Consider the following 23,269-nt stretch of genomic DNA (forward strand, 5'->3'; position numbering starts at 1 on the left):
TTCGACGGTTCTCGCCCAGGCTCCCGCCACCGAGGACTGCCTCTTCAGGGTGCCCCCGATCATCGGGGAAGCTAGATGACGGCCGAACCGGCTCCGAGTCTGGGATCCGTGGCGGAGATCGCAGCCGCCGTCCGCTCAGGCGAGCTGAGCGCTCGGTCCGTTGTGGAAAGGGCACTCGCACGCGTCGCAGAACTCGAAGGTGACCTGCACTGCTTCAACACGGTGATGTCCGAGAGGGCCATGGCCGACGCCGAAGCAGTCGACCGGCTGGTGGAGTCTGGCGTTGACCCGGGCCCGCTCGCGGGCATCCCGATCGCGTTGAAGGACAACCTCTGCACCGAAGGAACACCGACAACCTGCTCTTCCAGGATCCTCGAAGGCTGGTTGCCTCCGTACGACGCGACCGCCGTCATCCGGCTGCGGCGCGCCGGCGCCGTGCCCATCGGCAAGACCAATCTTGACGAGTTCGCGATGGGCTCGTCGACGGAGAACTCCGCTTACGGCCCGACCCGCAACCCGTGGAACACCGACCGGGTGCCGGGCGGCTCCGGGGGCGGCAGTGCCGCCGCGCTGGCCGCGTTCCAGGCGCCGCTGGCCATCGGGACCGACACCGGCGGCTCCATCCGCCAGCCGGCCGCGCTGACCGCGACGGTCGGGGTCAAACCGACCTACGGCACGGTGTCGCGCTACGGCCTGGTGGCCTGCGCGTCGTCGCTCGACCAGGGCGGTCCGTGTGCGCGCAACGTCCTCGACACCGCGCTGCTGCACCAGGTGATCGCCGGACACGATCCACGCGACTCCACCTCCATCGACGCCGAAATACCCGACGTCGTCGGCGCTGCGAAGGCGGGGGCGGCGGGCGACCTGAGTGGAGTGCGCGTCGGCGTGGTCCGGCAGCTGCGCGGCGACGGGTATCAGCCCGGCGTGTTGGCATCCTTCAACAGCGCCGTCGAGCAGTTGACGGCGATCGGTGCCGACGTGTCCGAAGTTGACTGTCCCCATTTCGATCACGCGCTGCCCGCCTACTACCTGATCTTGCCGTCGGAGGTGTCGAGCAACCTCGCCCGCTTCGACGCGATGCGCTACGGACTGCGGGTCGGCGACGACGGCACGCACAGCGCCGAGGAGGTGATGGCGCTGACCCGCGCCGCCGGGTTCGGGCCGGAGGTCAAGCGGCGCATCATGATCGGCACTTACGCGCTGTCAGCCGGGTATTACGACGCCTATTACAACCAGGCGCAGAAGGTGCGCACGTTGATTGCCCGCGATCTCGACGCGGCCTATCAATCCGTTGACGTACTGGTGTCGCCGACCACGCCGACGACGGCGTTCCGGTTGGGCGAGAAGGTCGACGACCCGTTGGCGATGTATCTGTTCGACCTGTGCACGCTGCCGCTGAACCTGGCCGGTCACTGCGGGATGTCGGTGCCGTCAGGTTTGTCGCCGGACGACAAGCTGCCGGTCGGGTTGCAGATCATGGCGCCGGCGCTGGCCGACGACCGGCTCTATCGGGTGGCGGCGGCCTACGAGGCTGCCCGGGGACCCCTGCCGTCGGCCATTTGACACGGTGTGCGTCGCCGAGATCGACGGCAGCGCGGAAACTTCGAGTGGGTGTGTCGCTAACGTCGATCTCGGCACTCCGAACCCGGCAAGATGAGATCCGGCTGCTCCGACGACAATCACAGGGCAAGATGAGGTCATGCGGATCGGAATTCTTACCGGTGGTGGGGACTGTCCCGGGCTCAACGCCGTCATCCGGGCGGTGGTGCGCACCTGCGACTCGCGGTACGGGTCGTCGGTGGTCGGATTCCAGGACGGCTGGCGCGGGCTGTTGGAGAACCGGCGTGTGCAGCTGGCCAACGACGACCGTAATGACCGGCTGCTGGCCAAGGGTGGAACGATGCTGGGCACTGCCCGCGTGCACCCCGACAAGCTGCGGGCCGGGCTGGAACAGATCATGCAGACCTTGGACGACAACGGCATCGACGTGCTCATCCCGATCGGCGGCGAAGGCACGCTGACCGCCGCGCACTGGCTGTCTGAAGAGAACGTGCCCGTCGTCGGTGTGCCGAAGACCATTGACAACGACATCGATTGCACCGACGTGACTTTCGGTCACGACACCGCGCTGATGGTGGCCACCGATGCCATCGACCGATTGCACAGCACCGCCGAATCGCACCAGCGGGTGATGCTGGTGGAGGTGATGGGCAGACACGCCGGCTGGATCGCGCTCAACGCCGGGCTGGCATCCGGCGCGCACATGACGCTGATCCCCGAGCAGCCCTTCGACATCGACGAGGTCTGCCGATTGGTCAAGCGGCGTTTCCAGCGCGGCGACTCACACTTCATTTGCGTGGTCGCCGAAGGCGCCAAACCGGCTGAAGGCTCGATGACGCTGCGCCAGGGCGGCATCGACGAGTTCGGCCATGAGCGGTTCACCGGCGTGGCCGACCAGTTGGCTGCCGAGGTGGAGAAGCGCATCAACAAAGAAGTCCGGGTGACCGTGCTTGGCCACGTCCAGCGCGGCGGTACGCCGACCGCCTATGACCGGGTACTGGCCACCCGTTTCGGGGTGAATGCCGCCGACGCCGCGCACGCCGCTGAATACGGACAGATGGTCTCGCTGCGGGGTCAGGACATCGGCCGGGTGCCGCTGGCAGAAGCGGTGCGCCAGCTCAAACTGGTACCGCAGAGCCGCTACGACGACGCCGCCGCCTTCTTCGGCTAGGCCTTCCCCGCGCCGACGGCTCCGGCGGCCAATTAGGATCGAACGCATGACCGCTGCTGCCAAGGCACCCGGCGCGGAGTTGCTCGACTACGACGACGTCATCGCGCGCTACCAGCCGGTGCTCGGCCTGGAAGTGCACGTCGAGCTGTCCACCGCCACCAAGATGTTCTGTGGCTGCGCCACCGCGTTCGGCGCCGAACCCAATACCCAGGTGTGTCCGGTGTGTCTGGGCCTGCCGGGTTCGCTACCGGTGCTCAACGAGGCCGCGGTCGAATCGGCGATCCGGATCGGGCTGGCGTTGAACTGCGAGATCGTGTCCTGGTGCCGGTTCGCCCGGAAGAACTACTTCTACCCGGACATGCCGAAGAACTACCAGATTTCGCAGTATGACGAGCCGATCGCCGTCAACGGCTATCTGGAGGTGCCCCTGGAGGACGGCACCAGCTGGCGAGTCGAGATCGAACGCGCGCACATGGAGGAGGACACCGGCAAGCTCACCCACCTGGGCAGCGAGACCGGCCGCATTCATGGCGCGACGATGTCGCTGATCGACTACAACCGTGCGGGTGTACCGCTGATCGAGATCGTCACCAAACCGATCGTGGGCGCTGGCGAACGGGCTCCGCAGATCGCCCGGGCCTACGTGACCGCGCTGCGAGATCTGTTGCGCGCGTTGGGTGTCTCCGATGTCCGAATGGACCAGGGCTCGATGCGTTGTGACGCCAACGTGTCGCTCATGCCAATCGGGGCGGAGCAGTTCGGCATTCGCAGCGAGACCAAGAACGTCAACTCGCTGAAGAGCGTCGAGGTCGCCGTCCGCTACGAAATGCAGCGGCAGGGCACCGTTCTGACGTCAGGAGGCCGGGTCACGCAGGAAACCCGCCACTTCCACGAGTCCGGGTACACCAGTCCGGGCCGCACCAAGGAAACCGCCGAGGACTACCGCTATTTCCCGGAGCCGGACCTGGAGCCGGTCGCGCCGAGCCGCGCGTTGGTCGACCGATTGCGCCCGACCATCCCGCAGCTACCGTGGCTGCGGCGCAAGGAAATTCAGCAAGAGTGGGGTGTTTCCGACGAGGTGATGCGCGATCTCGTCAACGCCGGCGCAGTCGAGTTGGTCACTGCCACTATCGAGCACGGCGCGTCCAGTAAGGAAGCCCGCGCCTGGTGGGGCAACTTCCTGGTCCAAAAAGCCAACGAGGCCGGCGTCGAACTCGACGAACTGCCGATCACGCCGAAGCAAGTCGCCGCTGTGGTGGCGTTGGTCGATGAGGGCAAGCTGTCCAACAAGCTGGCCCGCCAAGTTGTCGAGGGCGTGCTCGCCGGGGAAGGCGAGCCCGAGCAGGTGATGACCGCGCGCGGACTGGCCGTGGTGCGCGATGATTCGCTGATCCAGGCCGCGGTCGACGAGGCGCTGGCCGCCAATCCCGATGTGGCGGAGAAGATCCGGGGCGGCAAAGTGCAGGCGGCGGGCGCTATCGTCGGCGCGGTGATGAAGGCCACCAAGGGCCAGGCCGACGCGGCGCTGGTTCGCGAGCTCGTGCTCAAAGCCTGCAGTTAGCCGCTGGACTCAGAACAGGCTCGTCAGGTTCCCCAGACTATCCGTCAGCAGTGCGCTGAGGTCGGTGGAAAGACCGGTGAGGGCTGTCGACAGGTCGCCGTCGAGCGCGGTAGTGAGGGTGCTCAACAGATCACCAAGTGGGCCAACGGTGTCCATGGCTGGACTTGGGAAGCTGAAGCCGAGTGCCGTCGCGATGGCCTGGTCCAGCTCTATCGAGGAACCAATGGGCCCGACCGCGTGTCCGGTGAGGCTGACAGGAAGACCGCTGATGGTAGCGCTAATGCCATTGAGCAGCGAGCTGCCGGGGCTGAGCAGGCCGCCCAGGACAAGGTCGAGCGACGTGATGTCGACGCTGGGCGGCAAAGTGCCCGCCGGCAACAGCGACAGCAGCGGGAGATGTTGAGCTCCGGCGTAGTTCCGTCGAGGAATTCTCCGTTGAGGGTTGCGTCGGCGATGTTGGCAGGAATGTTGAGCAGGTCGAATAACGCCGACTGCGGGTCTGGCGCGGCGAGGGCGTCCTGGATGCTGTTTTCCAACGCCAGCCCTGGGTCGAGGATCGGGTCCAGGTCACCGAGGAGCACGCTGCTAAGCGGTGAAGCCGTGAACGCGAGCAGCGACTGCAGATCCGGACTCGTCAGCGTGCCGTGAATCACCGTGTAAGCCAGCGTGTGGATTGGATCCAGCGACGAATAGAGGTAGGCAGGGGCATCTCACCGGGGGGCAGGCCGGAGCCGGGCAGGAAGGGAGTGACCGCCGCGTCGCCCGCGGCCTGCAGGTCGATTTGTTTTCCGTCGAGGAGATCGGCGATGACCTGCTGCAACGTCGGCAAGGGAACCGGCGAAAAGTGCTCATCGAGCGCCACGCTGTTCGTTTGCGCGAGTTTGAACACGTCCTCAATCGCCGTGATCGGGTCGATACCTTCGGGGCTAGAGGTGAGCTGCACGGCGGCCACTTCGATATCGAGTACGGCCGCTTTCACCGGGGTGACGATGACGACGCCGGCTCCGACGGGCGCGACACCGGCGGTGATCCAGGGGCGGGCGGCGAGTTCCATGGCCATCTCCTTCGACGCTGGCCGTTGTGACGTAGGTCACGCTGTACATGCGTGCAATAAGCCTGAGGAAAAGCTAATAAAACCCTGAATCCCGGGAAGATATTGGCTAAGACCATCTGGCCCCGTGGAACAGCGGTGTGCGCGTTAGCAGCGCCCATCAAGCAGTTCCGATAACGGTCGTCAAAGGGCGTACGAGCTGACCCGCGCGCTTGTGGGTTGGGCTAGTCGAATCCCGACCGGGGCATGTCGTACGCGCCTACGATGGGTTTTGTCGGGGAAGCCGTGACAACAGAACGGTGTGATCGCGACGTGTGCTGATTGGGGTACCCATCGAAGCGGCGATAACGTCGTGCCGCCCAGTACCTCGATGTCTGCGCGCCTTTGGCGGCCCACATGACCGACGCACTGATGCTGCGATCCGACGACGCGAGGCAGCGGTTCACCGTCGTCGGCGTCGTCCAGGGAGTAGGTTTTCGCCCTTTCGTCCACCGGATCGCCACCGAACTCGGGTTGGCGGGATTCGTCGGCAACGATTCCGGCGCGGTGTTCATCGAAGTTCAGGGGCCGATCGCCCGCATTGACGAATTCGGGCGTCGGCTGTGCGCGGAGGCGCCGCCGCTGGCCCGGATCAACACGGTATCCATCGCCGACGTCGAAGCGAACACATGCGGCGGCAACGGCTTTCGCATCGTCGACAGCCAGGCGGAGCCCGGGGCGACCACGCCGATTCCGCCCGACATCGCGGTCTGCGACGACTGCATCACCGAGCTGTTCAACCCGCGGGACCGCCGCTACCGGCACCCGTTCGTCACGTGCACCAACTGCGGCCCGCGGTTCACGATCATTCGCGCGTTGCCCTACGACCGTCCGATCACCACCATGTCGACTTTCGCGATGTGTGACCGGTGTGCTGGCGAGTACCACGACCCGGCCAACCGCCGTTTCCACGCCCAGCCGATCGCCTGCCCGGACTGCGGGCCGTCGCTGTGGTTCTCTTCGGGATCCGATCGGGTCGATACAGCCGACGCCGCGCTGGCCGCCACGCAACGGGCGCTGGCCGCCGGGGCTGTCGTCGCGATCAAGGGTATCGGCGGTTACCACCTGGCCTGTGTCGTTGACGACAAGGCGGCGGTGGGCGCGCTGCGGAGCCGTAAGGCGCGCGGCGCCAAGCCGTTCGCGATGCTGGTGCGCGATCTCGGCATTGCCCGCCGCTACGCGCACATCGACGACGCCGAGGCCGCCGTGCTCACCAGTCCCGCCCGGCCGATCGTGTTGCTGCGCCGACGCGCCGACGCGCCCGTCGCCGACGCCGTCGCACCGGGCAGCCCGCTGCTGGGTTTGATGCTGCCGTATTCGCCGATCCATCACCTGCTGCTGGCGCCCGTTCCCGGTGCCGACCCCGCGGTGCCCGACGCGCTGGTGCTGACCAGTGCCAACCGCTCCGACGAGCCCATCTGCTTCACCGAAGACGATGCCGGGTCTCGTCTTTCGGCACTGTGCGACGCGGTGCTCGACCACAACCGGCCGATCCATGTGCCGTGTGACGACTCGGTGGTCCGCGTCATCGACGGCCGGGAATTACCGATCCGCCGTTCCCGCGGCTACGCCCCGCTGCCCTTCGACCTGGGTCGCGACGGCCCGGCGGTACTGGCCGTCGGCGGCGAACTCAAGAACACGTTCTGCCTCACCGACGGCTCGCGCGCCTACATGTCCGGACACATCGGCGACATGGAAACGCTGGAGACGCTGCGGGCGTTTGAGCGAGCGGTCGGCCAACTCAGTGAAATCCGTCACCGGCCAGTGCGATTGGCCGCGGACCTGCACCCTGGATATCAGACCCGTGATTGGGCCGAGCGGCATGCCGATGACCGCCCGTTGGATCTCGTCCAGCACCACCACGCCCACGTGGCCTCGCTGCTGGCCGAACACGGTCGGCTGGGCGAACCGATCATCGGAGTGTCCTTCGACGGCACCGGTTATGGCTGCGACGAAACGATCTGGGGCGGCGAGATTCTCGCTGTTGGGCCGGATAGCCACCGCTTCGTCCGGGTCGGCCACCTGTTACCGGTGCCGCTGCCCGGCGGCGACGCCGCAGTGCGCAACCCGTGGCGGATGGCCCTGTCGCAGTTGTGGATGGCCGGCATCGACTGGACTCTGGATTTGGCCCCGGTCACCGCGGCCACTCCTGCTGAATTACGGCTCATCCGTTCGCAATTGGAGAACAATACGGGCTGCGTGGCGTGTTCGAGCATGGGCCGGCTCTTCGACGCCGTCGCCTCCCTGCTCGGCGTGCGGCACCGCATCGAGTATGAGGGCCAGGCTGCGATCGAACTTGAGGTGCTGGCCGATTCGGTCGATAACGCCCGGGCTGGTCTACGGATGGACGTGCGCACCGACGGGGTGATCGACCCGACCGGCATGGTCCGGGCAATGGTGTCGGCGCTGCGCGACGGCGTCCAACCGGCGGTGCTGGCCGCGGGCTTCCACCATGCCGTCGCGGAAGCGGTCTCGGAGGTGGTCAGCCTGGTTGCCGGCGAGGTGCGGATGGTGGGCCTCACCGGCGGGGTGTTCCAGAACGTGCTGCTGCTGCGCGAATGCCGACAACGGCTGCAGCAGGCGGGGTTCGAAGTGTTGACACACCACGCTGTTCCACCCAACGACGGGGGATTGGCGCTTGGTCAGGCCGCGGTCTCGGTACTGACCGCGCTAGACGAAGAACGAGGGGAGGAATGAATCGGTGGGTAACGATGTGACGACCACCGCGATCGACCGTGGGCTGGACGCCGACTTGGCCGCCGATCTGGCAGCCACCTCGTTCACGTTGGCCAAACGGTTCGCGGCGGGCGCCACGATGTGGTCCATCGCCCCGGGATGGGAGCCGCATGCGCTGCATATCGCGGTCGAATTCATCCATCCGGTGATCGTGGGCAAGCGGGCGTTGCCGGCCGTTGCGATCACCGGACCCGATGTGGTCGACGTGGTGCGGGTGTCGGTGCGGCCCGGCGACATCGTGGTGGCCGTCTCCGGCGTCGACGACCCCGAAGTGCGATCGGCGATGCACCGGAGCCGGGCGTGGGGCGTCACGACCGTCTGGATCGGCAGTGGCGAGCGGCCCAAAGCCGGGATGGCAGACCACGTGTTGTGGTTGGACGACCCCGACCCCAGAGTCCCTGCGACCGGTGGGTTCGTGTTGTTTTACCACCTGCTGTGGGAGCTGACCCACGTCTGCTTCGAGCACCCGGGTCTGCTGAAAGAGCCGGATGTGTGCACGGACGACGTCTGTATCACCTGCAGCGACGAAGGTCGCCTGGGAGAGGTGCTTACCGCGACGGCCGACGGAATGGCCACGGTGCGCACCGCCAACGGCGTCGAAACGGTGGCGACCACACTGGTCGACCCGGTCGCCGCTGGCGAACTGCTACTGGTGCACGCCGGGACGGCGATTAGCCGCGTCGAGCAGGAGGAGGTGCGATGACCCGCGCCAGCGACGATATACGAAGCAGCGATGAGGTGGGGGCACCTCCCGCTTGCGGGGGAGAGCGGCGCTCATGACTTCCGCTCCACAAGAAGAGCCCACGAACTTCCTCTATCCGTTCATCGACGCGCAGGAAGACGATCCCAAATCGCTACTCGCCGACCTGGCTGCCTCGGCGCAGGCCAAGGCCGCCGAAAGTCTGGCGCTGCGCCGCTCGACGCTGGAGGCCAACACCGAACTGATCGGGCGCGCCGCCACCGAGATGGCGCGTCGGTTCAGTGACGGGGGACGGCTGTTCACTTTCGGCAACGGCGGAAGTTGCACCGACTGCACCACTTTGGCGCGGCTGTTCGCCCAGCCGCCGGTCGGTAGCCCCTTGCCGGCCTGGTCGTTGACCGCCGATCAGGCCATCATGACCGCGCTCGGCAACGACGTCGGGTTCGAGCTGGTGTTCGCCCGGCAGTTGATCGCCCGCGGAAAAGCCGGCGACATCGCGATCGCGATGTCGACCAGCGGCAGCTCGCCCAACCTGATGGCCGCTTTCAAGGAGGCGCGCCATCGCGGCATGTACACCATCGGCTTCGCCGGATACGAGGGCGGCGCGTTCGCGAAAAGCCCGGATGTCGACGCGTGCTTCGTGGTTCGCTCGCAAAGTGTGCACAGGATTCAGGAATCCCAAGCGCTGCTTGGCTATCAGCTGTGGCTGGCAGTGCACGACCAGATGGCTACCCAGCCAGTGGAGGCCTTATGAGTAAGTCGTCAGGCGAATACTTGGCCTCGGGGCCGCGTTTCGGCGAGGGTGACGTGATCGAGCGGATCGAGTCATTCCGCCGACGTCGCCCCCGATTGCTCGACGATCACGTGACGCTGGCGCACGGCGCCGGCGGAAAAGCATCGGCCGCCTTGGTGGACGCCGTCTTCATCGAGGCGTTCCGCAATCCGCTGCTGGAGTCCCTTGGTGACGGAGCGGTGATCAAGTTGCCCGGCGGTGAGCGGCTGGTGATGTCCACTGATTCATTCGTGGTGCAGCCCAGGCGTTTTCCCGGCGGCTCACTCGGTGAACTGGCGGTGCACGGCACCGCTAACGATCTGGCGGTGGCCGGTGCCGTGCCGCAATGGATCTCGGCCGCCTTTGTTCTCGAAGAGGGCTTTCCGATCGCCGAGTTGAAGGAGATTGTCGCCGACATGGCGGCAGCGGCCGCGGAATGCGGTGCACAGATCGTGACCGGTGACACCAAAGTCGTGCCCAATGGCGCGGCCGACGGCCTGTTCATTACGACCACCGGTGTGGGCGTGATCCCTGTGGGCCGCCAGTTGTCGCCGGCATCGGTGCGTCCGGGCGACAAGCTGCTGTTGTCGGGGTCGATGGGCGATCACGGGATGGCGGTGATGCTGGCCCGTGGTGACTTGGCCATCGAGGCTGACATTCATTCCGACACCGCCGCGGTGAGCCCGCTGGTGGAGCTGCTGTTGTCGGCCGCGCCGTCAACACGCTGGCTGCGTGACCCGACCCGCGGCGGCGTCGGCACCGTCTGCAACGAACTGGCCCAGGCTTGTGGTCTGGGAGTGTTGCTGGAAGAGGATCGCCTCCCGGTGCACCCGATGGTGAGCGGCGCGTGCGAACTACTCGGTATCGACCCGCTTTACGTCGCCAACGAGGGCAAGTTCATTGCCGTCGTCGCGCCGGAGGAGGCTGAGGCCGGTCTGGCGGCGATGCGGTCGCATCCGTTGGGCGCCGAGGCCGCCGAAGTCGGGCAGATCGTCGTCGAACCCGCCGAAACCGTTGTCCTGCGAACTGGTTTCGGTGGTTCCCGGATCGTCGACATGCTCGTCGGCGACCCGCTGCCGAGGATCTGCTGAGAAAGGATGTGGCGATCGCAAGCGCGGCGAAGCCGGGTGCAGCGGGTCGCTACGAGAAAGGATGTGGCGATCGCAAGCGCGGCGAAGCCGGGTGCAGCGGGTCGCTACGAGAAAGGACGTGGCGATCGCAAGCGCGGCGAAGCCGGGTGCAGCGGGTCGCCACGAGAAAGGAACTGAGCGGACATGTGTCTGGGAATCCCGGGGCGGATCGTCGAGATCACCGACGCCGAGAACTACTTGGCGAAGGTCGACGTCAATGGTGTGCAGCGCACCATCTCGGTGCGGCTGCTGGAAAACGAGATGCCCGAACCCGACGACTGGGTGCTGGTTCACGTCGGCTTCGCGATGGCCAAGATCGACGAGACCGAAGCATTGCTCACGTTGGCGGCCGTCAAGAAACTCGGCGACGCCTACACCAGCGAAATAGAAGCCTTCGATTCCTCGGCGATCATCTGACGGGAAGGAAACGACATGAAATTCGTTGACGAGTTCCGTGACCCGGCGGCGGCTCGCAAACTGCTGGTCGCGATCGAGCACCTGGCCGGTAGCGGCGATGGCGCCGATCATTTCAAGTTCATGGAGGTGTGCGGCGGCCACACCCACACCATCTACCGCCACGGCATCGAACACCTGCTGCCGGAAAGCGTCGAACTCGTTCACGGTCCCGGTTGTCCGGTCTGCGTGATTCCGATGGGTCGTATCGACGACGCGATGTGGCTGGCCGGACAACCCGACGTGATCTTCACCTGTTTCGGCGACATGATGCGGGTGCCCGGCTCCAATGGCAGCCTGCTGGACGCCAAAGCACGCGGCGCCGACGTGCGGTTCGTTTACTCGCCATTGGACGCGCTCAAGATCGCCACCGACAACCCGGATAAACAGGTGGTCTTCTTCGCCATCGGATTCGAGACCACCGTCCCGTCCACCGCGGTCACGTTGGTGCGTGCCCGCGATCTGCGCCTGCCCAATTTCAGTGTGTTCTGCAACCACGTCACGATCGTGCCGCCGATCAAGGCCATCCTCGACTCACCAGACCTGCGCTTGAACGGCTTCATCGGACCAGGCCACGTCTCCACAGTTGTCGGCAACCGGCCATACCGATTCGTGCCTGAGGTGTACGGAAAACCTTTGGTGGTTGCCGGTTTCGAGCCGCTGGACATTCTGGCCTCGGTCGCGATGCTGTTGACCCAGATCCGCGAAGGCCGTTGCGAGGTGGAGAACCAGTACTCGCGGGTGGTGCCCGAACAGGGCAACCCGGCGGCTCTGGCACTGATGGGCAAGGTATTCGCGCTGCGTCCGCACTTCGAATGGCGGGGCCTGGGGTTCATCTCGCAAAGCGCGCTGCGGCTCAGCGATGACTTCGCGGACTTTGACGCCGAACTGCGCTATTCGATGCCCGGTGTGCGAGTCGCCGACCCGAAGGCTTGCCAATGCGGTGAGGTGCTCAAGGGCGTGCTGAAACCCTGGGAATGCAAGGTTTTCGGCACCGCATGCACCCCAGAGACTCCGATCGGAACCTGCATGGTGTCCCCGGAAGGGGCCTGCGCGGCTTACTACAACTTCGGCCGGATGCATAAAGACGCCCTCAAGCTGGTGGAGTCCGGGCGGACCTGACCCGTGTCGGCGCCGACCTCTGACAAGCGGGACATCCGGGGAACTGAGATGTTCGCCCGCTACGCCTACGCGCCGAACGCGCTGGGCTACTGCGGTCCGCCGTTGGGCGCGACGCTGCGGGACGGGTCGGTGGAGGAGGTTCGGACGGCCGCGGCGAAATTCTCCGGCGCCTGGCCCTATCTGCAGGTGCTCTCCACGATGACCGGCATCGCCGACCCGCTGGACTACCGGCTCGTCGAGTCCTACTGGCTCGGCGGCGGTGTCGGTGCCGATCTGGACGCGGGCGAGTTTGTCGACGCATTGCTCGCGATCATCGGCCCACAGGCGGGGCGTTACTGGTCGCATCTCGGCCCGGATCTGGTGCCCGAGGCCGCCGCCAATCACTGCTTCCACGTGTTCGGGGTGTACCCATGGTCGCGGCTACTGGGCCGCGGAGTCGACGAGCATCCGATGGGTGTGCTGGATAACTGCCGGATCACTTGGGGCACAGTGCTTTCCCGCGACGGCGATGGCGTCGAGGTGTCGTGTCAACGGCTGGCCTTGGACGGCGATGTGCTGGCCCTCTCCGAACCGTCGGCGCGCGGCCTCGACATCTGGGCCGACGGCTACAGCGCGGTACCCGACGTCGACGTCGGTGACGAGGTCGCGATCCACTGGGGCCGGTTGTGCGGGCGGCTGCGGCCCGAGCAAATCCGGGTGCTGGCCGACGTGACCGTCCGGCAACTCGCGGTGACCAATCAGCGGCTGGCGCGGGTCTAAGCCGACGGCGAACAGGGGCATAACGCGACCGGTGACGACGCTGAGGCGGTTATGCCTGAAAATCGCCCGGATGCTGACGCCCTGGATGCTTACTCGGCCGTGGTCACGGCGGTCGCGCAATCGGTGCTGCCCAGCGTGGCCAGCGTCGCGGTGCGCAGCCGCCGCGGCAATGGCGGGGGCAGCGCAAGCGTCATCACTCCCGATGGCTACTTGTTGACCAGCGCTCACGTCGTCGCCGGAACCCGGTCCGCGGAGGTGGCATTCGCCGATGGCACCACCGTCGCCGCGGATATTGCCGGTCGCGACGAGCTTTCCGACCTGGCCGTGCTCAAGGCGCGAGGTGCCGTCCCCGAGCCGGTGACGATGGGCCGCGCCGAGGATCTGCAAGTCGGACAACTCGTCGTGGCGATCGGCAATCCACTGGGCCTGGCCGGTAGCGTCACGGCCGGCATTGTCTCCGGAGTCGGACGCTCGTTACCCACCAAATCCGGCCGCGTCGTCGACGAAGTGATTCAGACCGACGCCGCGCTCAATCCGGGAAACAGCGGCGGCGTGCTGGCCGACGGGCGCGGACGGATGGTCGGGGTCAACACCGCGGTGGCGGGCGTGGGCCTCGGATTGGCTGTGCCCATCAACGCATCCACTCACAAGATCATCGCGGCGCTGATGCATACCGGCCGTGTGCGCCGCGCATGGCTGGGCATTGCCGGTGCACACATTCCGGTGCCGCCGGCCGCTGCCACGAAACTCGGCACCACCCATGGCCTGCAGATCGCCAGCGTGGTCGCCGGCAGTCCCGCCGCCGAAGCTGGTCTGCGACGGGGAGACATCGTGGTCAGCGTCGACGGCAAGAACGTCGTCACCGCCACCGCGATTCAGCAGCTGATGGTCGAGGACGCGATCGCGCGCCGTATCGAAATGACGGTGTGGCGCAACGGCGCCCTCGTCGACGTGTTCGTGACACCTCGCGAACTCGCCGACCGCTGACGGTATCGTGGTGCGGGATGACCGGCATCGGCGATCATCTTTCCGAGCGGACGGTGGACACCGTGCTCGGAAAGGTGCGGGTGCAGGTCGGTGGAACGGGCACCCCGATCGTGTTCTGGCCGAGTTTGTTGATGACCGGAGACATGTGGCATGGGGTGGCCGATGATCTCGTCGGGCGCTCGCAGGTGGTCCTGGTCGACCCACCGGGCCAAGGCGGAAGTCAGCCCCTGACAGACATGTTCACGTTCGGCGATTGCGCTCGCTGTGTTGTCGACATCCTCGACGGGCTCGGCATTGAACGAGCTCACTTCGTCGGCAACTCGTGGGGCGGCATGATCGGCGCGACGTTCGCCGCGACCCATCCGGACCGGATCGGCCGGGCGGTCCTGATGAACTGCACCGCCGGCCTGGCCAGCATCCGCCAGAAGGTTCAATTCGCAATGTTGCTCCGGCTTGCGCGATGGCAAGGAGAGATCGGACCGATGCTGATCCGACCGGTGCTCAAGGCTTTCTTGGGGCCGACGACCTTTCGGGAGCGTCCCGACGTTGTGGCACATGTTCGTTCGGCGGTGAAATCGGTCAATATCGCTTCTGCCTCGTGGGCGGTGAAGAGCGTGGTTCCGGCCCGACCCGACCAGCGGGCGTTGTTGGGCGGCATCATGACACCGGTGCTCGTTGTCGCAGGCGCTGAAGACGCCACGTTCCCGCCCCGAGAAGCGATCGCGATGGCCGACGCCATCCCCAACGCGTCGATTCGTGTCCTGGAGGGGGTGGCTCACCTCGCCGGCCTGGAAGACCCAACGTTGGTGAGCGCTCTCGTCGACCAGTTTCTGTTCGGGGATCGCGAAAGCGATTCTGACGCAATGTAATCGCGCTTGCGCCCGAATCATCGGTGACGTTGGTTCATGATGGCGGTGTGGGCGACGAATTTTTCGACCGGCTGGTCGGGATGCTGGACTACACGATGTTTGTGGTGACGACCCAAGCCGACGGTCACCCGTCGGGTTGCCTGGTCGGCTTTGCCACCCAAACCAGCATGCGGCCCTCACGGTTTCTGGTCGGGCTGTCCAAGAACAACCACACCTTTGGAGTGGCAGCGCGATCCGATTATCTGGCGGTGCACGTGCTACCGCGCCGCCACATCGGCTTGGCCCGCCTTTTCGGCGGCCAAACCGGCGACCAGGTCAACAAATTCGATCACTGCTTGTGGCACACCGGTCGGGAGGGCATGCCGATTCTCGACGACGCGGTGGCATGGTTCGTCGGCAAGACGCTCGAGCGGTTCGACCTCGGCGACCACGTTGGTTACCTGTTGGAACCCGTCACCGGAGACGCCCCTGAACGCTCCGATGATCTGGTCAGCTTCGCCGACGTCGCCGACCTCGAACCCGGTCACGAGGCCTGAGATCAGGCCGTAACGCCTAGGCCGCACCGCCTTGAGTCGGACTCTGGCTCGCCTTTAGAGCGAGTTCAGAAGCAGGTGCGCGTCTTCGTTGCCAGTTGACGGCGGCGACCCGGAAAACGACCGAGGGTGCGAAAAGGCTGGCGGGACGCGAGGAAAAGCCGGCAACTTTCAGGAATTGTTCCGCCACTGCGAGATTCGTCTCAGCGGCGGTCTGCACCCGATCGACATATTTGTTGGCCAGCCGCATCGATAACGGCCTGAGCCCCTCAATCTCGGGTAGGGCCAGGTCACCTCCCACGGCCAGCTGCCACGCCACACCGATGGGTTTGGCGGCAGCGTGGAAGAATTTCGGCGCTAGGTTGCTTCGGCCGCGGCGCAAACAACGGTCGAGCGCGACAGCTTCGAGTGCGGCAACCGTCATCCCCTGGCCGTAGATCGGGTTGAAGCTGCATATCGCGTCACCAAAGACGAGCAGACCGGCTGGAAACCGCCGTATCTTGTCGTAGCGGCGCCATCGGCTCGATGGCGTCCGATACCGGGCCACGTCCCCGAGCGGTCGGGCGCACTGCAGCGCAGACAGGACTTCAGGGGGCGTGAAATCTTCGATGAAACGCAGCATTCCCGTTAAGTCGGCCGGCGGCTCGTGACCGGCCAACCCGATTGTAGTCAGCAACCACGTGTAGTCCTCGTAGGTGAATAACGCCATTCCTGTCGGGCGCCCTGGAACCGGCCCAATCAGCACGGCTAGTCCGTTATGCATGCCCGGCGGGATCCGCAGCAACTGACTGCTGTAGGCCAGTCGCATCACGACTTCGTCCTCGACAGGGCGGTCATAGCCGAGAGATTCCAAGAACGCGGGCATTCGAGAGCCGCGGCCCGTCGCATCCACGACGAGATCGGCACTCATCGACTGGTTTTCGTCACTTTGCCGAGAAGCGATACTCACTCCGGTAACGCGGCTTCGGTCTTTGCTGCAGGTCAGCTTGACCACGTCGTGCCCGTCCCTCATGGTCACGTTAGGGATGGCACGTACCCGTCGCCGAACGTGATCCTCGAGAAACGGCCGGCTTTGGTGGTGCGTTGCGTCGCGCGGTTGAAAGTGAGGGAAGGTTCCGGATCGAACGAATTGGTGGCCGCCAAACGACAGATAGAATTTTGACGAATCCCCGTCGTCCCAAACCTTGCCACCGTCGGTGACAAGCTCGGTGAAGAAGCCGGAAAACAACTCATTCAGGATCTGCGAGCCCCGCGGCCAGAGCGCGTGCACGTGCTGACCCTGCGGCACGCCGCGTCGTTGAGCGGCGTCAGTCGGCATCACATCACGCTCGACCACCGTGACGGTTCGATAAAAATCGGAAAGGACTCTGGCAGCCAATAGACCGCTCATGCTGGCCCCAAGAACGACCGCGTGATCACCAATTTTCGCCACGGCGACCTCCTGGCCGACGAATACCGGCAATTTACTCTGCAGTTCAGAACCTTTTGGTGAATTGGTCGTTTGCGCAGCCACAACCTAGCCGCTCGGATGAACGGGAGGTGTCAAGGCTTCGCGTCAGGGCGTTCCGGCGCGCAATCGCGAGGCTAGGTCTTGTCCTCGTTGGCCCGCGGGAAGCCGCCGCCCTGGGGGAACAGCGGGAACACCACGTCGTCGAGCTTCGCGGCGTCGCCGTCGGTCTTGTTGACCGTCGCCCCCCAAACGTTGCCGTCCGGCGACATCCGCAGCGCCCAGGCGTGGCCGTGGGTGTCCTGACGCACGACGTCGGGCGGGCCGGTGACCGCGCCGGTTCCCTGCGCGAGGTGGATGGCCACCGTCTGCTTGGTATTGATCAGGTTGACCAGCACGGTGCCGTCCAACGCCGCGCAGCCGGCTACACCCGGCCGATCCGGCCAGGTCCACACCGTGGAGACCTTCGAGTCCTTGGTGATGCGCTGCAACCGGTCGGCCGTGGGAGCTCGGTCGAGGACATAGAGCGAGCCGTCGACGGGGTCGGTGCACAAGCCGCCGCCGGCGCCGACACCGCTCAGCGCCGTGGTCGGCGGTGCCTGGTTCAGCGTTGTGGGCTGCTCGATGCGGATGACTTTGCCGGCCAACGACGCGGGATCGGCGGCCATCGCCGGGTTGCCGGCGTCGCCGGTGAGCACGACCAGCGTGGTGGGGCTGGTGAACAGCAGCGCGCCGGTATTCCCGGTCGCACCTTTCGGGATCCCGGTCAAGATGTCCTTCGGGACATCGCCGTCGGCGACGCGGATAATCCGGTTGTCGGTGGGGGTGCTGACGTAGGCGTACATCAGCCGGTCCTGTGAGTAGGTCGGTGAGAGCACGATGTCCATCAGCCCGCCGTCACCGGACGGGTCGACCGGGATGACGGTCTTCACCTTCGGCTCGGCGCTGACCGACACCTCTTTGACGGCGCCGGTCGTCCGCTCGGCGACCAGTGCTGACTTGCTGTCAGGCTGCATGAGCAGGCCGCTGGTGCTTTCCAGGCAGCCCTGCATTACCCCTGGTGCCGGGCACTCCTTGGGAAACGGCTTGTCAGGCAACGGTGGTGGCGGCGGGGGCGTCGAACTCGGCGGCGCATGGCGTTCGGGCTCGGTGGTGAACGGCTGCGATGCGGAATCGTTGAACTGCGCGCAACCGGCCAAAACCAGCAGCGTTGAGCAGAGCGCGGTCAGCCCGCGCCGTCCCGACCACCACGACTGCATAGCAGCCAGATTACGGATATCTCGGCTCAGGTGCCCGCGACGGGGTGGCGCGCGTCGGCAGTATTTGGCCCGCAAACTGGAAACCGCGCGCGGCGACACGCTAATCGGCACAGCGAAAGCGCCGCTCAAATCCCCAATTCAGGTCGAATTGCCCTTACCCTGACACCGTGACCAGTCAATCGAGTGACTCACGTTGGCAGCGGCCGGACGATTCCGCGGTGCCTACTCCCGTGCGGCCGGCCTCAGCAAGCCTGGTCGACCCGGAGGACGACCTGCCGTCAGCCACATATGCAGGCGATTTCGAGACGACCACGATCCCGCACTACGATTCCAACGACTCCAGCGGTGTCCGCTCGTCCAGCTCGGGATACGGGCTGATCGGCGGGCAGCAGCCGTTGCCGTACCAGCCCCAATCCAACGGCCGGCACTCGGCATTCGGCACCGAGGCGATCGACGAACACGAGCACCACCCCGATGACGAGCGGGTGCGCGCCGCCGCCCGTCGCGGCACCCAGCATCTCGGTCTGCTGATCCTGCGGGTCGGTCTGGGCGCGGTGCTCGTCGCGCACGGCCTCCAGAAGCTGTTCGGCTGGTGGGGCGGGCAGGGACTGAGCGGATTCAAAAACTCGCTATCCGACGCAGGCTATCAACACGCCGACATCCTCACCTACTGCGCCGCCGGCGGCGAGATCGCCGCCGGCGTACTGCTGGTGCTGGGGCTATTCACGCCACTGGCCGCTGCCGGTGCGCTGGCCTACCTGACCAACAGCCTGCTCGCCGGGATGTCGGCGCAGCACACGAGGTCCTTTCCGTTCTTTCTGCCGAACGGACACGAATACGAGATCACCCTGATCGTCATGGCCGTCGCCGTTATCCTGGTCGGGCCGGGGCGTTACGGCTTCGACGCAGGTCGCGGGTGGGCCCGGCGGCCGTTCATCGGGTCGTTTGCGGCACTGGTAGTGGGCATCGGCGCCGGCGTCGCGCTCTGGGTGCTGCTCAACGGCGCCAACCCGGTGAGCTGAGCTGCGCTCACCCCGATCAGCTGTACGGATTGGGCACTCGGCCGCCGCTGGCCTCGGTCAGCAGCGGCAGGGTGGCGAAGGTAACCGCGGGCAATCGCAACGTGCCGCCGTCTTTGAGCTGGGCACGCGCCCATGAGCTTTTATTGAACCGCAGCCCGTCGATGTCCGCCCAACGCACACTCTGACTGCCGAGCAGCGTGCGCACGGTCACGCCGTCTCGGTCGGCCTGCGTGTGAAGCCGAATGATTAACGCCGACAAGACCACCGGGATGATCAGTAGCGGCGCGGTCGCCGGCCAGGTGAAGACCGGGATAAGCAGCCCGAGAGCGAAGAAACCCACCGCGAAGTGAGCCATCGGTGAGATGTTGATCACCACCGGCGGCGTAGGGGGCGTGTCCGATGAATCGGTAACCACCTGTGCATCATGGCACCCAACCCAGCGGGCCCAACAACCGGGATTTGACGTCTGACCTGTGCGGAGGCTACCGTCGAACGTTATGGACAGCCGTGAAATGCTCGTAGTAATTGGTCGGCGCGTTGGTGGCTGACTAGCCCACGCCGGGATAGCTTTCGAGCACCAACGCGCAACCCTCGTGCAGCCGCTGAGCTGGCGGGGGTTTTTTCTTGTCAACGTTCCGAAATCAACCATCAGGACTTAAAGAGGAACCAGTGAGCGCTCCCACTACGCGACAGCCACAGCCGTCGCAACCCATCAACGGCACGCTGGCCAAGCCAAAGAGGCCGGCACCGCCTAAACACGTTGCGCCGCAACAACTGACCGGCGCGCAGTCGGTGATCAGGTCGTTGGAGGAGCTCGACGTCGACGTCATCTTCGGAATCCCTGGCGGCGCCGTACTACCCGTCTATGACCCGCTATTCGATTCGAAAAAGCTGCGCCACGTGCTGGTTCGCCATGAGCAGGGCGCGGGCCACGCGGCCAGCGGCTACGCACACGCCACCGGGAAAGTCGGCGTTTGCATGGCCACCTCGGGTCCCGGTGCCACCAACCTGGTGACTCCGCTGGCCGACGCGCAGATGGACTCGATCCCGGTGGTCGCCGTCACCGGACAGGTCGGGCGTTCGCTGATCGGGACCGACGCCTTCCAGGAGGCTGACATCTCCGGTATCACCATGCCGATCACCAAACACAACTTCCTAGTCCGCAACGGTGACGAGATCCCCCGGGTGCTAGCCGAGGCCTTCCACATTGCGTCCTCCGGACGGCCCGGGGCGGTGCTCGTCGACATCCCCAAAGACGTGCTGCAAGGCCAGTGCACGTTCAGCTGGCCGCCGCACATGGACCTGCCCGGCTACAAGCCGAACACCAAACCGCATAACCGCCAAGTTCACGAGGCCGCCAAATTGATCGCCGCCGCGCGCAAACCTGTGCTCTACGTCGGCGGCGGCGTCATTCGGGGCGAGGCCACCGAGGAGCTGCGCGAATTGGCCGAGCTGACCGGCATTCCGGTGGTGACCACGCTGATGGCACGAGGGGCGTTCCCGGACAGCCACCGGCAGCACCTGGGCATGCCGGGCATGCATGGCACGGTGGCGGCGGTGGCGGGGCTGCAGCGCAGCGACCTGTTGATTGCGCTGGGCACCCGTTTCGACGATCGGGTGACCGGACAGCTCGACTCGTTCGCCCCCGAGGCCAAGGTCATCCACGCCGACATCGACCCCGCCGAGATCGGCAAGAACCGAAACGCCGACGTGCCGATCGTCGGTGACGTCAAGGCCGTCATCACCGATCTGATCGAGATGCTGCGCCACGACGGGGTGGCGGGCCATAGCGACATCGCGGCCTGGTGGGACTACCTCGACGGTGTGCGGGCCACCTACCCGTTGAGCTACGGGCCGCAAAGCGACGGCAGCCTGAGCCCCGAGTGCGTCATCGAGAAGCTGGGTGAGATCGCAGGCCCGGATGCGGTGTACGTCGCCGGTGTCGGCCAGCACCAGATGTGGGCGGCGCAGTTCATCAAGTACGAAAAGCCGCGCACCTGGTTGAATTCCGGCGGGCTGGGGACCATGGGTTTCGCCATCCCGGCGGCCATGGGCGCCAAGATCGCTCGCCCGGATGCAGAGGTGTGGGCGATTGACGGCGACGGCTGCTTTCAGATGACCAACCAGGAACTGGCGACCTGCGCGATCGAGGGCGCGCCGATCAAGGTGGCGCTGATCAACAACGGCAACCTGGGCATGGTGCGGCAATGGCAGTCGCTGTTTTATCAGGAGCGCTATTCGCAGACCGACCTGGCCACCCACTCGCATCGCATCCCGGACTTCGTCAAGTTGGCCGAGGCGCTGGGCTGCGTCGGATTGCGTTGTGAGCGTGAAGAAGACGTCGTCGACGTGATCAACCAGGCCCGGGCGATCAACGACCGGCCGGTGGTGATCGACTTCATCGTCGGCGCGGACGCGCAGGTGTGGCCGATGGTTGCCGCCGGAACCAGCAACGACGAGATTCAGGCTGCCCGCGGCATCCGCCCGCTCTTCGACGACGAGTCCGAAGGACACGCCTGATGACTGGATCGCCGAAGACGCACACGTTGTCGGTGCTGGTCGAAGACAAACCCGGTGTGCTCGCGCGTGTGGCTGCGTTATTTTCCCGGCGCGGGTTCAACATTGAATCGCTCGCCGTCGGCGCGACCGAGCAGAAAGACATGTCCCGGATGACGATCGTCGTCTCCGCGGAGGAGACACCGCTCGAGCAGATCACCAAGCAGCTCAACAAGCTCATCAACGTCATCAAGATCATCGAGCAGGATGACGAAAAGTCGGTGGCCCGGGAGTTGGCGCTGATCAAGGTGCGGGCCGACGCCGGCACCCGCAGCCAGGTCATCGAGGCGGTGAACCTGTTCCGCGCCAAGGTCATTGACGTATCGCCCGAATCGCTGACGATCGAAGCGACCGGTGACCGCGGCAAGATCGAGGCGCTGCTGCGGGTACTCGAGCCCTTCGGTATCCGCGAAATCGTCCAATCGGGAGTGGTGTCGTTGTCCCGCGGTCCACGCGGCATCGGTTCGGCAAAGTAACCATTCGAATCCGAGAGCCTAGAAAAAAAGGAGACATTCAGGTGGCTTTGGAGATGTTCTACGACGACGATGCAGACCTGTCGATCATTCAGGGCCGCAAGGTCGGCGTCATCGGGTACGGCAGCCAGGGGCACGCACACTCGCTGAGCCTGCGGGATTCCGGGGTTCAGGTGCGCGTTGGGCTGAAGGAGGGGTCGAAGTCCCGGGCCAAGGTCGAGGAACAGGGCCTGGACGTCGACACGCCAGCCGAGGTGGCCAAGTGGGCCGACGTGATCATGTTGCTGGCACCCGACACCGCGCAGGCGGATATCTTCAAGAACGAAATCGAGCCCAACCTGAAGCCCGGCGATGCGCTGTTCTTCGGTCACGGGCTCAACATCCACTTCGACTTGATCAAGCCGCCCGCCGACGTCACCGTGGCGATGGTCGCCCCAAAGGGACCGGGCCACTTGGTTCGTCGCCAGTTTGTCGACGGCAAGGGCGTGCCGTGCCTGATCGCCGTCGACCAAGACCCCAACGGTAACGGCGAGGCGCTGGCGCTGTCCTACGCCAAAGGCATCGGCGGCACCCGCGCCGGCGTCATCAAGACGACCTTCAAAGACGAGACCGAAACCGATCTGTTCGGCGAGCAGGCCGTATTATGCGGTGGCACAGAGGAATTGGTGAAGACCGGTTTCGACGTGATGGTCGAGGCGGGCTACCCGCCGGAGATGGCGTACTTCGAGGTGCTGCACGAGCTCAAGCTCATCGTCGACCTGATGTACGAGGGCGGCATCGCCCGGATGAACTACTCGGTGTCCGACACCGCCGAATTCGGCGGATACCTGTCGGGTCCGCGAGTCATCGACGCCGACACCAAGGAACGGATGCGCAGCATCCTGCGCGACATCCAGGACGGCAGCTTCGTCAAGAAGCTGGTCGCCAACGTCGAGGGCGGCAACAAGCAGCTCGAGCAGTTGCGCAAGGAAAATGCCGAACACCCCATCGAGGTCGTCGGCAAGAAGCTGCGTGACCTCATGAGCTGGGTCGACCGCCCGATCACCGAAACCGCCTAAGGCTTCACCGA

At 65.5% G+C, this 23,269-nt stretch carries 22 protein-coding genes; 17 read left to right on the forward strand and 5 right to left on the reverse strand.

All coding sequences use genetic code 11. From position 1 onward, the window contains the following. Positions 1-75: 75 nt before the first annotated feature. The 3 genes from gatA (at position 76) to gatB (ending at position 4,292) form a co-directional block, all read left to right on the forward strand. Complete coding sequence (gene gatA / locus ACLQI9_RS20710; protein WP_442392093.1) at positions 76-1,563, forward strand: Asp-tRNA(Asn)/Glu-tRNA(Gln) amidotransferase subunit GatA; 1,488 nt, start codon at positions 76-78, stop codon at positions 1,561-1,563. Between the two features lie 136 nt (positions 1,564-1,699). Next, positions 1,700-2,731: an ATP-dependent 6-phosphofructokinase gene (locus tag ACLQI9_RS20715; RefSeq protein WP_442379034.1), complete on the forward strand. Its 1,032-nt coding sequence runs from the start codon at positions 1,700-1,702 to the stop codon at positions 2,729-2,731. Positions 2,732-2,777: 46 nt separating this feature from the next. Then, positions 2,778-4,292, forward strand: coding sequence for an Asp-tRNA(Asn)/Glu-tRNA(Gln) amidotransferase subunit GatB (gene gatB, locus ACLQI9_RS20720; RefSeq protein WP_442379032.1), 1,515 nt, complete (start codon positions 2,778-2,780; stop codon positions 4,290-4,292). A 9-nt stretch (positions 4,293-4,301) separates the two neighbouring features. Here gatB and ACLQI9_RS20725 read toward each other — a convergent pair whose 3' ends face one another. Together ACLQI9_RS20725 and ACLQI9_RS20730 are read right to left on the reverse strand one after the other, a co-directional pair. Further along, a complete protein-coding gene (locus tag ACLQI9_RS20725; RefSeq protein WP_442379030.1) occupies positions 4,302-4,670 on the reverse strand; it encodes a hypothetical protein in 369 nt (122 codons plus the stop codon). Between the two features lie 271 nt (positions 4,671-4,941). Beyond that, a complete protein-coding gene (locus ACLQI9_RS20730; protein ID WP_442379028.1) occupies positions 4,942-5,346 on the reverse strand; it encodes a hypothetical protein in 405 nt (134 codons plus the stop codon). 393 nt (positions 5,347-5,739) lie between these two features. Between ACLQI9_RS20730 and hypF the strand changes: the two genes are divergently transcribed. From hypF to ACLQI9_RS20780, 10 genes are all read left to right on the forward strand, one after another. Continuing rightward, entirely contained in the window at positions 5,740-8,079 is a 2,340-nt protein-coding gene (hypF, locus tag ACLQI9_RS20735; RefSeq protein WP_442392094.1) for a carbamoyltransferase HypF, read from the forward strand. 16 nt (positions 8,080-8,095) lie between these two features. Then, positions 8,096-8,821: a HypC/HybG/HupF family hydrogenase formation chaperone gene (locus ACLQI9_RS20740; RefSeq protein WP_442381178.1), complete on the forward strand. Its 726-nt coding sequence runs from the start codon at positions 8,096-8,098 to the stop codon at positions 8,819-8,821. A 73-nt stretch (positions 8,822-8,894) separates the two neighbouring features. Next, the gene (locus ACLQI9_RS20745; RefSeq protein WP_442381174.1) at positions 8,895-9,572 is read left to right on the forward strand and encodes a D-sedoheptulose-7-phosphate isomerase; all 678 of its coding nucleotides are present in this window, start codon (positions 8,895-8,897) and stop codon (positions 9,570-9,572) included. Continuing rightward, positions 9,569-10,681 (forward strand): hydrogenase expression/formation protein HypE, encoded by a 1,113-nt coding sequence (gene hypE / locus ACLQI9_RS20750; RefSeq protein WP_442381176.1) that lies wholly within the window; start codon positions 9,569-9,571, stop codon positions 10,679-10,681. The genes ACLQI9_RS20745 and hypE overlap by 4 nt, the downstream gene beginning before the upstream one ends. Before the next feature lie 183 nt (positions 10,682-10,864). Further along, on the forward strand, positions 10,865-11,137 hold the full coding sequence (locus ACLQI9_RS20755; protein WP_442376402.1) for a HypC/HybG/HupF family hydrogenase formation chaperone: 273 nt from the start codon (positions 10,865-10,867) through the stop codon (positions 11,135-11,137). A 15-nt stretch (positions 11,138-11,152) separates the two neighbouring features. Then, positions 11,153-12,295 carry a hydrogenase formation protein HypD gene (gene hypD, locus ACLQI9_RS20760; protein WP_442376400.1) on the forward strand — a complete coding sequence of 381 codons (1,143 nt, stop codon included), beginning with the start codon at positions 11,153-11,155 and terminating at the stop codon, positions 12,293-12,295. Between the two features lie 3 nt (positions 12,296-12,298). After that, complete coding sequence (locus ACLQI9_RS20765; protein WP_442376398.1) at positions 12,299-13,054, forward strand: DUF6390 family protein; 756 nt, start codon at positions 12,299-12,301, stop codon at positions 13,052-13,054. Between the two features lie 51 nt (positions 13,055-13,105). Further along, complete coding sequence (locus ACLQI9_RS20770; protein ID WP_442376396.1) at positions 13,106-14,041, forward strand: S1C family serine protease; 936 nt, start codon at positions 13,106-13,108, stop codon at positions 14,039-14,041. A 17-nt stretch (positions 14,042-14,058) separates the two neighbouring features. Next, positions 14,059-14,910 carry an alpha/beta fold hydrolase gene (locus ACLQI9_RS20775; protein ID WP_442376394.1) on the forward strand — a complete coding sequence of 284 codons (852 nt, stop codon included), beginning with the start codon at positions 14,059-14,061 and terminating at the stop codon, positions 14,908-14,910. An 80-nt stretch (positions 14,911-14,990) separates the two neighbouring features. Further along, positions 14,991-15,446 carry a flavin reductase family protein gene (locus ACLQI9_RS20780; RefSeq protein WP_442376406.1) on the forward strand — a complete coding sequence of 152 codons (456 nt, stop codon included), beginning with the start codon at positions 14,991-14,993 and terminating at the stop codon, positions 15,444-15,446. A 16-nt stretch (positions 15,447-15,462) separates the two neighbouring features. Here ACLQI9_RS20780 and ACLQI9_RS20785 read toward each other — a convergent pair whose 3' ends face one another. Continuing rightward, entirely contained in the window at positions 15,463-16,956 is a 1,494-nt protein-coding gene (locus ACLQI9_RS20785; RefSeq protein WP_442376392.1) for an FAD-dependent oxidoreductase, read from the reverse strand. A 71-nt stretch (positions 16,957-17,027) separates the two neighbouring features. Continuing rightward, positions 17,028-18,149 carry a PQQ-dependent sugar dehydrogenase gene (locus ACLQI9_RS20790; RefSeq protein WP_442376390.1) on the reverse strand — a complete coding sequence of 374 codons (1,122 nt, stop codon included), beginning with the start codon at positions 18,147-18,149 and terminating at the stop codon, positions 17,028-17,030. 167 nt (positions 18,150-18,316) lie between these two features. Between ACLQI9_RS20790 and ACLQI9_RS20795 the strand changes: the two genes are divergently transcribed. Next, entirely contained in the window at positions 18,317-19,171 is an 855-nt protein-coding gene (locus ACLQI9_RS20795) for a DoxX family protein (protein ID WP_442392095.1), read from the forward strand. 16 nt (positions 19,172-19,187) lie between these two features. On the opposite strand, the gene ACLQI9_RS20800 is transcribed toward ACLQI9_RS20795, so the two are convergent. Next, positions 19,188-19,526, reverse strand: coding sequence for a PH domain-containing protein (locus tag ACLQI9_RS20800; protein ID WP_442376404.1), 339 nt, complete (start codon positions 19,524-19,526; stop codon positions 19,188-19,190). Positions 19,527-19,840: 314 nt separating this feature from the next. Between ACLQI9_RS20800 and ACLQI9_RS20805 the strand changes: the two genes are divergently transcribed. Genes ACLQI9_RS20805 through ilvC form a run of 3 tightly spaced genes read left to right on the forward strand, consistent with a single transcriptional unit; the run spans position 19,841 to position 23,258 of the window. After that, the gene (locus tag ACLQI9_RS20805) at positions 19,841-21,691 is read left to right on the forward strand and encodes an acetolactate synthase large subunit (protein ID WP_442392096.1); all 1,851 of its coding nucleotides are present in this window, start codon (positions 19,841-19,843) and stop codon (positions 21,689-21,691) included. Further along, the gene (ilvN, locus tag ACLQI9_RS20810) at positions 21,691-22,203 is read left to right on the forward strand and encodes an acetolactate synthase small subunit (RefSeq protein ID WP_442392097.1); all 513 of its coding nucleotides are present in this window, start codon (positions 21,691-21,693) and stop codon (positions 22,201-22,203) included. The genes ACLQI9_RS20805 and ilvN overlap by 1 nt, the downstream gene beginning before the upstream one ends. Before the next feature lie 53 nt (positions 22,204-22,256). Continuing rightward, positions 22,257-23,258 (forward strand): ketol-acid reductoisomerase, encoded by a 1,002-nt coding sequence (gene ilvC / locus ACLQI9_RS20815; RefSeq protein ID WP_442382769.1) that lies wholly within the window; start codon positions 22,257-22,259, stop codon positions 23,256-23,258. The last annotated feature ends 11 nt before the right edge of the window (positions 23,259-23,269 follow it).

Source organism: Mycobacterium sp., from assembly GCF_052143115.1.
Taxonomy (GTDB): Bacteria; Actinomycetota; Actinomycetes; order Mycobacteriales; family Mycobacteriaceae; genus Mycobacterium.